Below are 10,837 nucleotides of genomic sequence, written 5' to 3' on the forward strand. Positions count from 1 at the left end.
CTGGCGACCTCTCGTTAGAATGCATGGTTAAAGTTGATGAAGAGCTGCTTGTCTTCTCTAGATACTGCGTAATCCAAAATGATAACCGTAGTTTGATTCCATGCCACTCGGAAACCGACCCCTTTGGAATATTTATAATCCTTTAATCCTGCCTTATGTTCGTCGTCCCAGATTCTTCCGAAGTCGAAGAACGGCACGAGCATCAGCGCGAAGTGTTGCCCCAAAACCGAAAATTGGGTGAATCTCCAACGTACTTCCACGTTACCCCAACCCATGGACCTACCCACGAACCGATCCTGTTTGTAACCGCGCAAAGTCGTCCGACCTCCCAATCCGGAGATCACACCTTCCGTTCCCCACATATTCCTATATTCAAAGAAAGGAGCATCTCCCGAAGTGAGGGAAAATCCCGCTCTTCCCGCCAAAACCAGCTTATCGAATATCTTCGGAAACGGACTAAAAAAGAACTTACCTTGGGCAAAGTATTTGGAGAAATCGTAGCCCGATCCCATCGTCTTGGACGCCTTCTCATAGGTGGCCTCCAGAAACATCCCTTGGTTCGGATCCGGTTCCAAATCCCGGGTATCGTACACGAGTCCCAAACGGACGGAGTTCACGTTTCCTCCGTGGTACCCCAGAATTTTTCCGGCATTATAATCCTGAGTCAGCTTGGTCGTCTGGTTGAATGCGTTTCCGGCCGAGTTGATGACCTGTCCATCCAGAACGGGATCCAAACCTTTGCTCATGGTTCCATCGAACGTCCGAACGATGTTTTGAGACATACGAAGACCCGCCACCAAACGCACCGTTCCGCCGAAATAAGAATGCTCCGCACTTAGGTTCGCGGTAGGAGAGATGATATTGTACCGATTGTATTGCGCGTCCGTTACCTGAAATCCGTTCGCGCTAGGAAAACCGCCGTAGGTCCCTGCCCCTAGAGCCACCGGATCCCCGGGGCCTCCGGGTCTTGTATACGCTAAGTTTTTCTGCTGGTCCGAAAACGTCGCGTTCGTGGTCACAGGAGCTCCGGGTTGGTTCCTGTCCGTATAGCTCAAAGTCTGGAGAGAAGCTTGCCCGATTCCGAAGTACAGAGTATTCGGATTCGCATCGTACACTCCTTCTCCTCTCAGCCTCCATTGGGTACCGAAAACGAAAGGAGCGTCGAAAGCGATATCCTGGTACTGTCTGTTCTTCGACGTATTGAAATATTGCGCGTAAATCCGGAATTTGTACGGAGTATATTCGAAAAACGGATCATCCTTGGTTCCGTTATTGTACGCGAACACCCGAACTCCGTACCCTACACCTGTGTTCGGATCCGAATTCAGAAGAGGAAGACCCGTGGGAAACCAACCTTCCTTTTTCTTTAACAGATCTTTTTTACAAAGTTGTCTCTGTTGGCTGATCGGAAAGGGAAGGTCTTTTCGAGGTTCAGGCTTTTCACAACCTGTGATGATTTCCTGAGCAGAGATCGGTTCATAGAGAAAGGCGGCAACAAGCCCTGTAAAGATAATACGGATCGGGAGATTCTTCATTCAACGCTCGGGAAATTTAAATACGATTTCGCAAGTTATAGAGGCCTCCTAGACCCTGTCAAATTTATTCCAGGAAAAGCAGATGATCGACAAGGTTGGAAAGAGCGGAACTAGAATCTTGGACCTAAAACAAAACAATTGTTCGAAATAGAATTGTAATCTTGGAATGGGAATTCCGAAAGGAAACCCTCAGGTCTTTCCGAAATCCAGAACGATGCGTTTGATTTAATTCTGGAGTATTAGAATTATTTGATCTTGTAAGACCAGGTCTCCGGGGGAAACCCGGACCTCTTCCACTTGGGAATCCGATCCCGCCTTTAAAGCATGCTCCATCTTCATCGCTTCGACCACGGCAAGGATCTGTCCTTTCCGGACAGCATCTCCGGTTGCGACTTCCACTCGAATCACTTTGCCAGGCATGGGACTTTTGATTTCCCTTTGAGCGGAATCGGAGGAACCGCTTTCCCTACCTTTCAGAAGAAATTGAAAACTCCTTCCTCTCGTATGAATGAAAATCCTTCCTCCGGAAAATAGTGCGATGGATCCGTCGGGGAGAGAATAATGTCCTTCCTTTTCCAAGGTCCAAACGGAATGGGCCAAAACGGATTCCCAATTTCCCGTCTCCGAATCCAAGAGCCTTGCGGACGCGGTTCCTTCTCCCAAATCCAACAGAAATTCCCTGTCTTTCCAGCGAAGTCTGTACAAAGTGCTCATTTCCGAATTTCCCATAGATCCTTTGGCCCGATCGCATCCCAAATCGAGGAGGCTTTTTTTCGTCTTCCGAGCAGCAAAGAGGCGACTTTTGCCAAAGCGTCCTTTTCCTCCCCTTCTCCGCCGACGGAAATCTGATGCCGCTCTAAGAAGTGAGTGTTCGTGTTTCCCTTGGTAAATTCGGGATGGGCAAGAATTCCCTTCAGGTAAGAAGCATTCGTGGTCGGCCCGAAAACCACCGTATTTTCCAAAGCCTGGATCAGGTTTTTACGCGCCTCTTCTCTCGTTTTTCCGTTGCCGATGATCTTTGCCAGCATGGGATCGTAATACAGGGAAACCTCGGAGCCGGTTTCCACTCCGCTATCCACCCGTACGTTTTGGATCTCCGGAAAGGAGGCATATTCGATTTTTCCGATAGAAGGGAGAAATTCGTTCTCAGGATCCTCCGCATACAACCTGGCTTCTATCGCGTGTCCGGACTGCTTGACTGCCGAACCTGCTAAGAGCTCGCCCAAGGTTTTTCCTTCCGCGATTCGGATCTGCCATTCTACCAAATCGATTCCGGTTACAATTTCGGTGACTGGATGCTCTACTTGGAGTCGTGTATTCATCTCCAGAAAGTAGAACGCTCCGTCTTCCCCTAAAATAAATTCCACCGTTCCGGCTCCGAGATACCCGATGGAAGAAGCTGCCTTCACGGCGACCGCGCAGATTTCTTCCTTCAATTTCGGATCCAGATTCGGTGCAGGCGACTCTTCGATCACCTTTTGGTGCCTCCTCTGGATGGAACATTCCCTCTCGAAGAGATGGATCACCTTCCCCTTGGAATCTCCGAAAACCTGTACCTCTATATGTCTAGGATTGGATACGTATTTCTCCAAGAAGACGCGCGAATCTCCGAACGCGTTGGAGGCTTCCCTTTGAGCGGATTCCAAGGAAGAAAGGAATTCCTCTTCGGAATATACCCTCTTCATACCTTTTCCCCCGCCTCCCGCGCTCGCCTTGATCATCACGGGAAAGCCGATCTTCTTTGCTTCGTTTAACAAAATTTTAGAATCTTGCGTATTCCCGTCCGTCCCGGGTACTACCGGAACTCCCGCAGCGATCATCGCTTCCCGGGATCGTATCTTGTCTCCCATCAAATCCACGCTTTCCGGTCTGGGGCCCAAAAAAAGGATCCCCGCCTGCGCGAGCGCCTGTGCAAATTCGGTCTTTTCGGAAAGGAATCCGTAGCCGGGGTGCACGGCGTCCGCACCGGTTTCACGGACTGCCTTCAAAACCGAAGGAACGGAAAGATAGGATTTGGACGGCTCGGACTCTCCGAGGTAATAGGAAAGATCCGCGTTTTTCACGAAGGGAGAATTTCTGTCCGCATCCGAATAGACCGCCACGGTTCGGATTCCCAACCGTTTGCAGGTTCTCTGGATTCGAAGTGAAATTTCTCCTCGGTTGGCGATGAGTAGGGTATGGATCACTTCGCCTTTACCGTCTCGGGCTGACGGACGGTTCCGATCTGTTTGTCCAATGCATCTTTTTCCCGAACCATGATTTCTTGTAAGGAATCGCGAAAGGCTTCCCAAGTTTGGAATTCCGTAGGATCGAATCTCCCCACGTATTTGTAGCCTACAGTCACGTTTTTCGGATCGGTTTGGTAGCGAGTAATCCCCGATTTCAGTACGATTACTACCGGTATCTTATTTTCGAAGGCGATCTTGACCATCCCTTTCAGAAGCGGTTGGATCTCCTCCGAATACGAATTGTGTCCTTCAGGATAGACGATATAGGAGGTCGTACCCAGACCTTTCAGCAGGTTTCGTACAGAAACCGCGATGGTAGTCGCTTTGGAGGCTTCGAAGACCTGCGATCCCATCGCTTTCATCCACCAATACGCGACCAGGGTTTTCTTGATCACTTGGTTTGCGAGATAGGGTTTGTTTACGACCAGGCAATCATAGGGAAAATCGATCTCGTTCACGTGATTCAAAAAAATCATATGCCCGGTTTCCGGAATCGGAATTTCATTCGTAAGAATCAGGTTCGTGTTGGTCATCTTACGCACTGCTCCGCCCCAGGTCTTGGATCCTTTCAGGAAGGCTGCATACTGCTTGGAACGGTTTCCGGATAAAGAATAAAAAATTCCTTTGATCATGGAAGGGAAAGCGGTGGTTAACACCAATCGAACGGTGATCACGTAGGTACGGACAACCAGCTTCCTATATTCCTTAGAGAATCGACCCAGCCGACTTTCCATAAACTTGAATGGATTCATGCAAGGCTATGCTCTCGGAAAGGACGCCGCGTGAAAAGTACTTTATGAAGGTCCGGAAATTCCGGGAATCGGTTCGGATCCGAAATCGTAATATTCGATCCGAACCTTTGCTTAACGAACGGCATTCAGCGAAATCCTTTCCTCCGAAAAGGAACGGAAAGGATTCTAGAAAATCATTTGTTTTGGCCGGCCGGTTGGTTCGCTTTGGCCTTGTTTGGAGGAACTTTGTCCCCTAGGAGAGCTTTCCTCTTTTCGAAGTCCCACTTCAGGTACAATCGGTTCGCGATCTCGTCGTCGAACACCCGGCCGAGTACGTCCACTGCATCGCGACGATATTCGTCAGGAATCCGTTTGTCAAACACCGGGCTCATCCTCGCGTCCAAACGGACCAAAGGGTTCTGAGTGAAATCGTACGTAACCCCTTCGATGGAGACCACCTCTGCCGGAGTGATCTCTCCGTATTCGTTCCGAAGTTCTTCGGACTTAGCGTCGGATCTCTGGATGAAATAATTGTCGTACGGATATTTCAGTTTGAATATGTTGATCGCGTTCGATCTCGCGTCCCTACACAGATTGATGGCCGCAAGATAATTTTCGATCCGGAATTTCCGGTGTACCGGTTGCAGCTTCTGGTGTTTTTCCAGATGCTTCTCTATCTTGAGAGCGTTGTTTCTGGTTTCCTTGGCTTCACCTAGGAATTGGTATCCCAGTTCCATATTCTTTTCGATGACATACTTGCTGGTAACGTAATGATACTCGCGCGGGTTATACATCCTTCTGAAAAACGGCGCCTCGCGGTTTTCCTTGATGTCGGCGCGGGCATAGCTTCCCGTTCCATACTCGACGGCTATGTCGACCAAGGCCTTGTCTTGAGGATTGTTAGGATTCTTTTTTTCTATGGCCGTCTTCAGGATCTCTTCCGTGCGTTCCACGTAGGTCTGGGAAATCTCCTCCAGGAGAATTTCCATCCCGAGTTGGGCTTCCAGGAAACGTCTGTAGGAATTCACGTGATTTCCTTCGAAGAAATACAGTAATCCTTCCTGATAGAGCCGTTTGAGTTCCTTGTATTTCGCAAGGCGATCCCCTTCTCCCTGTTGCTGAACCCCGGCCGCAGGTTGGGCCTGTTGGTTCTGCGCGTTTTTGGGATCTCCAGGGTAATTTTTTACGATCGGCTCTATCTCCCGTAAATACGTTAGTAGTTCGACCCGTTTCTTATATGCCTTCATCGAAACGGCTTCGCCGTGGAGGATTGCGGGCGCGACAAACATCGCGATCGTGAAAACGAGAAGTTTCTTCATTGGCGGACCTTTTCTTTACTATCTCCCATCGGAGACCGGGTTCAACCCGAAAATCGTGCTTTTCTTCTTAGTCTATCGGTTAGAATACGGTGAGAATTGACGCTTCCGGAGGGATTTTTCCGGAAATTCTCCTACAAATGACGGCAACTGCACTCGCACAAGGTAAGAAGATCTCCTTTCGGAACAAAGAAGACACGGTATGCCCTGTCTGTAGCGAGGTTCACCAAAGGGAGAGTATGTTCCAGGGAGGAGGCCGACTCATCGCCGGACGCTTAACCCAGGAATTGCGCCGTCTCTACGAAAAAAACAAGAAATTCGGCCGAGTCAATCCGAACGATTATATTCTCTCCGTGTGTCCGCGGTGTTTATACACCGCCTTTCCCAAAGACTGGTCTAGTTTAGATGCGGAAGAAAACGGAAAATTGCGGGAAAGCGTAGACAATCGAAGGAAGAATATAGAACTCATCTTGGGTCCCTTGGACTTTTACCAGGACAGAAACCTGGTGTTAGGATCCGCTTCCTATTTGTTGGCCATCGAATGCTACCAAGTCCGGAAGGGAACCGTGGCCCCCACCCCCAAAAAGGCGGTCTGTGCCATCCGGGGAGCCTGGTACTTCGACGATTTACACACGGAATTTCCGGAAATCGGCTTCGATAAGATCCGGGACCTTCTCTACCAAAAATCGGCGGGTTGGTATACGGAGACCATGGAAATCATGCAATCCGGTTCCGAGCCTGTGGATGCCGCCTCTTATCTTCTGGGACCGGATACCGACAAGAACTGGGGCTTTGACGGCGTCATTTATCTTTCCGCATACCTCACCATGAAATTCAAGGACGAGCTGGCTTCGGACCCGCAATCCAAATTGAATCTTCTCGTCCGCGCCAAACGGACCCTATCTCGCCTGTATGGTTCCGGGAAGGCTTCGAAATCCAAACCATCCGTCATCATCGATATGGCAAAAGAGCTCTACGATAGTTACAATAAGATCATCGACGAGATGGGAGGGGAAAAATAACCCTCTTCTTCTTCCGCCTGCGATCCTTTCCGGGGCAATAATCCATGAAGAAGGAGGAAGCCGCGAAGGAAAATTATGCCCTCCTTGTGGAATACGACGGAGGTTGTTTTTATGGTTACCAAAGCCAGAGACAATCCCCTACCGTCCAAGAGGAAATCGAAAAAGCTCTTGCCATCCTTTTGCGGGAACCCGTTCGGATCTACGGCGCTGGACGTACGGACACCGGAGTGCACGCGAGAGGAATGATTGTGAACTTCCGGACAAAATTTCCGATTTCCGAGCCTTCTCGTTTCTTACTCGGAATCAACGCACTCACAGACCGCGGTCTTTCCATCCAAGGAATCCGTTCCGTTCCGGAATCCTTCCATTCCCAGTTTGCCTGTACCGCAAGAGAGTACGAATACCTGTTGTTGAATTCCCGTTTTCCACAGCCGGTTTGGAAAAACCGTGCCTTTTGGTCCCAACATCGGATTGACGTTTCCCGCTTACGGCAAGAACTGGAACTATTAAAAGGCGAACATGATTTTCGGAGTTTGGCAAAAGCCAATTCCATGAGGAACCGAAAAAGCACGGTACGGGTCATCTATGATGCAAGCCTGAAGGAAAATCGGGAAGAACCCGGATTGTTTCGATTGCGTATCAAGGCAAACGGCTTCCTGCATAACATGATTCGAATCCTTACCGGCACCTTATTTGAAATCGCCATAGGCAAGCGGAACGAGACGAATCTATTGGAAATCTTATCTTCGAAAAATCGTACCATCGCCGGAATGACTCTTCCGGCTTACGGCCTGTACTTTCTGCGAGCATATTACGATTCTTTTCCGCAAATCGATTCCTTGTACGAGGAGCGGGACTCGTTCGGAGGAATTCCTTGGTAAAACGATTCCTTCCCCTCGCCTTTTTGATGTTCCCTTGGTCCGGAATCCTAGCCGTTCCCGACCAACTCGGCAAGCGAGCCCTGAATTATTTGGGAGGAGCCTCCGTACCTGGTACTTGGAATTTGCCGAAATTCGGCAATTCCTTTCGGAACGGGGAGCTAGTCGCCCAGGGAGGAAACCTCCCTTCTTCAGGATTAGTCCGTTCCAACCGAAATGAACCGACGGGAGAAGAGGACGAGGAAGAAGAAGGAGCGGACAAACCCAGCTTCTTTGACAATCGAAAAGCGGAAATCGGCTTTTGGATGGGTGCTTCGAATCCTTTTCCGGGGAGTGTCTCTCAATCCGTTTTGAATACCACTCTGGGTGCCGGGCTGTTTTTGCGGATTCCTTGGCCTTGGATTTTTTATTTGGAATTCGGAGCTTCCTACGCGAACTATCTTTCCCGCTCGGAACGAGCCCTAACTACGATTCCCACGTACGGTGCGCTGGTGTACAAACTTCCCTTCGAGATCCCCATCAATTTCTTGGTAAAAGCGGGAGGAGGAGAATCTTTCGTAGTCGCCAGACCCGCGAATACCTCCCGTTGGGACAAAACCATTTACGCCGGTTTTGAAGCCAGTTTTATCGCTGGAAAAAAAGTCAGAATCGGAATCCGAGTGGATTATTATAAGATCCTGGAAACGGATCTCGAACCTCCTAGCGCCGCAAAGTACAATAATTATATCGGTCCCACGGAAGATTATAGATTGAGCAACCCGGCCAACTATAATAGGGTAAATACGGAATTTTTCAACTTCGGGTTAATGCTGAGTATGTTCCTATGATTCGAAACGTTTATGGTATCTTAATTCTATTCCCGCTTTGGATCGGTTGTCGGGTGGGAGCCTGGCACGGACACCAAACCAGCGATCCAGTCATCAGTACTCTCTTTAACCAGAGAATGCTTCTTTTGTTAAAGGCGACGTACGCCACGGACAATCCGTTAAATTTTACGGACTACAATAACGGTACCGGTGCGCTTTATTTGGACAACCAGGGAGCTACGGGAGTAGGCGACCCGACTCTCAACCTAGGCGGGATTCCTTCCGCGGCAAACCTTCCGATTTACATAGACGTCGGAGAGATTCGAATCTCCTCCAAGTACAGGGACGGCTTGGGGAACCTATCCCAAATCACGACTGCAGCTAAGTCCAAATCCTTCTGGGATTTTATAGCGCCGAATCGGGAAGTGTACTGTACGACGGCCTACACTCTGAATTCGAATACCTGTCAGCAGCAAAACGGATTCGTTAAGATGCAGCAGCTATTTGACGGCGAAGGGGCCCAATACCCTTCCAACGACCCGACCCAAGGTGTGGATTGGTTCTACCCGAGCCAATACTATTATACCGGTGTCTTTTTACGGAACCTAGTTACCGGTTGGGGAGTGCTCCCCGGCGTGGATCTGACCACCATCACTTTCTTTGACAACTACGGAATCAACGGATTCAATATCGTACCCTACAATGCCTACGTTCCCGGTACGGTCAACTATGCGACTACCCCTCTGATATTCCCTGTTCTCTATTCTTTGGGAGCGGATGAAGGAGGTCCGATCGGAAACGGAGACATGGAATTTCGTTCCGGATACGAGCCTTATATTCTGGAAGTCCGGATGAACCTTAAGGAAAACTTAATGGTTCATTCCATTTTCGCGGCGGATGGAGTGTCGACAGCTCAGACCATGGTGGGAATCAGCGACTGGAAATACGACCATCAGGGGCAAATAGACATAGGAGGAAATCTACTCCTCCGTTCCCGCACGATCTATCCGAGTTCCGCCTCCAAGCTGGTCATTTACGGAGGCAGCGGATCCAAAGTGCACTATTACGGAATTTTCAGGGATACGGAAATCAATCTTCTTTCCAAACTTCCGTTGATCGCATCCCCCGCCCTATCCGGCGGAACTCCGATCAAATACATCATGCCGGGGCAATACCAATTGGTGTGCCTGCAGGACACCACCAACGTGATCGACGGAACGTTGGACGGATTTCCGGATACGATCGTACGTCAGATCAATTTTTCCGTCCCCGAAAACGGAAACGGAAACTCGATGGCGGTTTCCCTAAGCTGCCCTTAAATTTCAGGCCTTTCCTAAAATCTCTTCTTGGCGACCCATTAATCGAACGCTCAACCTAGGACCGATTTCTTGTACGATTCGAGAGGCCACGTAGTTTCCCCATTTTGTCGATCTTTCCAGGGAAAATCCTTGCGCTAAACCGTAAAGTGCGCCCGCCGCAAAACTATCCCCTGCCCCTGTCGTATCCAGGAGTTTTTGAACGGGAAACCCCGTAACATGACGTACATTCCCTTTTTCGGATACGAATGCTCCGTTGGAACTGTCCGTCATGAAGACCGTCGGGCAAAGCGAAGACACGAATTTTATCGCGTCTTCCTTGGACTCCGTTCCCGCTAAGGCCTTTGCCTCTTCCACATTACAAAAAACGAAATCACAATAATCCTTGGTCAAACGTACGAAATCCTCTCTGGAGCGATGAACGCAAAAAGGGTCGCTGTACGTGAAGGCGACTTTTACCCCGGATTTTTTAGCTTCTTCCATTGCCAGGACGCAGGCCTGCTTGGTCGAAGGAACGTCCCATAGGTAACCTTCCAAATATGTGTAGGAGGATGCCTTCAACCTCTCCAAGTCTATATCCCCTACCGTCAGAGTGGAGGAAATGCCCAGATGAGTCAGCATAGTACGCTCCGCATCGGGAGTAGTCAAGATCACGCAGGTTCCCGTATGTCCTTCCGATACCGGAGGAACTTCGAATAGGATCCCCGCGTTTTCCATGTCCTTTTTATAAAATTCTCCGTAGGTGTCGGAACTTACTTTTCCGGTATAAGTGCCTGTTCCTCCGGAATTTGCGAGCGCGATCATGGTATTCGCCGCGCTCCCTCCGGACCTCAACTCCTTCTTATGCCCTTCCAAAGCGGTCAGAACCGTACCTTGCGTCTCCGAATCCACCAGGGTCATGATTCCTTTGGTCCAGCCCATTTTTTTTAGGAAGGAATCCTCCGTTAATACGAGGATGTCCACAAGGGCGTTTCCCACCCCGAATACGTCGTAATGCCTCATTTC

General features: G+C 49.5%; 10 protein-coding genes. 4 read left to right on the forward strand and 6 right to left on the reverse strand.

What is annotated here, in order from left to right; genetic code table 11:
• Positions 1-14 precede the first annotated feature (14 nt).
• From omp85 to EHO60_RS02600, 5 genes are all read right to left on the reverse strand, one after another.
• Complete coding sequence (omp85, locus tag EHO60_RS02580; protein ID WP_135766615.1) at positions 15-1,535, reverse strand: Omp85 family outer membrane protein; 1,521 nt, start codon at positions 1,533-1,535, stop codon at positions 15-17.
• A gap of 225 nt (positions 1,536-1,760) precedes the next feature.
• Positions 1,761-2,249, reverse strand: a complete 489-nt coding sequence (locus EHO60_RS02585; RefSeq protein ID WP_167880139.1) for an acyl-CoA carboxylase biotin carboxyl carrier protein subunit — start codon at positions 2,247-2,249, stop codon at positions 1,761-1,763.
• On the reverse strand, positions 2,246-3,721 hold the full coding sequence (locus EHO60_RS02590; protein ID WP_135766617.1) for an acetyl-CoA carboxylase biotin carboxylase subunit: 1,476 nt from the start codon (positions 3,719-3,721) through the stop codon (positions 2,246-2,248). Before EHO60_RS02590 ends, EHO60_RS02585 begins: the two co-directional genes overlap by 4 nt.
• On the reverse strand, positions 3,718-4,515 hold the full coding sequence (locus tag EHO60_RS02595) for a lysophospholipid acyltransferase family protein (RefSeq protein WP_135766618.1): 798 nt from the start codon (positions 4,513-4,515) through the stop codon (positions 3,718-3,720). The genes EHO60_RS02590 and EHO60_RS02595 overlap by 4 nt, the downstream gene beginning before the upstream one ends.
• Before the next feature lie 173 nt (positions 4,516-4,688).
• Positions 4,689-5,813 carry an LIC11274 family protein gene (locus EHO60_RS02600; RefSeq protein WP_135766619.1) on the reverse strand — a complete coding sequence of 375 codons (1,125 nt, stop codon included), beginning with the start codon at positions 5,811-5,813 and terminating at the stop codon, positions 4,689-4,691.
• Positions 5,814-5,950: 137 nt separating this feature from the next.
• Between EHO60_RS02600 and EHO60_RS02605 the strand changes: the two genes are divergently transcribed.
• The 4 genes from EHO60_RS02605 to EHO60_RS02620 are packed head-to-tail and all read left to right on the forward strand — an operon-like array spanning position 5,951 to position 9,835.
• Positions 5,951-6,832 (forward strand): DUF2225 domain-containing protein, encoded by an 882-nt coding sequence (locus tag EHO60_RS02605; protein WP_135766620.1) that lies wholly within the window; start codon positions 5,951-5,953, stop codon positions 6,830-6,832.
• Between the two features lie 44 nt (positions 6,833-6,876).
• Positions 6,877-7,713: a tRNA pseudouridine(38-40) synthase TruA gene (truA, locus tag EHO60_RS02610; protein ID WP_135766621.1), complete on the forward strand. Its 837-nt coding sequence runs from the start codon at positions 6,877-6,879 to the stop codon at positions 7,711-7,713.
• A 26-nt stretch (positions 7,714-7,739) separates the two neighbouring features.
• A complete protein-coding gene (locus tag EHO60_RS02615) occupies positions 7,740-8,537 on the forward strand; it encodes a hypothetical protein (RefSeq protein ID WP_135766701.1) in 798 nt (265 codons plus the stop codon).
• Positions 8,534-9,835 (forward strand): LIC11270 family surface protein, encoded by a 1,302-nt coding sequence (locus EHO60_RS02620; protein ID WP_135766622.1) that lies wholly within the window; start codon positions 8,534-8,536, stop codon positions 9,833-9,835. The genes EHO60_RS02615 and EHO60_RS02620 overlap by 4 nt, the downstream gene beginning before the upstream one ends.
• A gap of 3 nt (positions 9,836-9,838) precedes the next feature.
• Here the strand turns inward: EHO60_RS02620 and EHO60_RS02625 are convergent, their stop codons facing one another.
• Positions 9,839-10,834 (reverse strand): adenosine kinase, encoded by a 996-nt coding sequence (locus EHO60_RS02625; RefSeq protein WP_135766623.1) that lies wholly within the window; start codon positions 10,832-10,834, stop codon positions 9,839-9,841.
• Positions 10,835-10,837 lie beyond the last annotated feature (3 nt).

This window comes from Leptospira fletcheri, assembly GCF_004769195.1.
GTDB lineage: Bacteria > Spirochaetota > Leptospiria > Leptospirales > Leptospiraceae > Leptospira_B > Leptospira_B fletcheri.

Coding starts and splice junctions, on each gene's coding strand:
- EHO60_RS02605 (WP_135766620.1), top strand. CDS start 5,951: ATGACGGCAACTGCACTCGCACAAGGTAAGAAGATCTCCTTTCGGAAC.
- EHO60_RS02595 (WP_135766618.1), bottom strand. CDS start 4,515: ATGAATCCATTCAAGTTTATGGAAAGTCGGCTGGGTCGATTCTCTAAG.
- EHO60_RS02620 (WP_135766622.1), top strand. CDS start 8,534: ATGATTCGAAACGTTTATGGTATCTTAATTCTATTCCCGCTTTGGATC.
- omp85 (WP_135766615.1), bottom strand. CDS start 1,535: ATGAAGAATCTCCCGATCCGTATTATCTTTACAGGGCTTGTTGCCGCC.
- EHO60_RS02625 (WP_135766623.1), bottom strand. CDS start 10,834: ATGAGGCATTACGACGTATTCGGGGTGGGAAACGCCCTTGTGGACATC.
- truA (WP_135766621.1), top strand. CDS start 6,877: ATGAAGAAGGAGGAAGCCGCGAAGGAAAATTATGCCCTCCTTGTGGAA.
- EHO60_RS02585 (WP_167880139.1), bottom strand. CDS start 2,249: ATGAGCACTTTGTACAGACTTCGCTGGAAAGACAGGGAATTTCTGTTG.
- EHO60_RS02615 (WP_135766701.1), top strand. CDS start 7,740: ATGTTCCCTTGGTCCGGAATCCTAGCCGTTCCCGACCAACTCGGCAAG.
- EHO60_RS02600 (WP_135766619.1), bottom strand. CDS start 5,813: ATGAAGAAACTTCTCGTTTTCACGATCGCGATGTTTGTCGCGCCCGCA.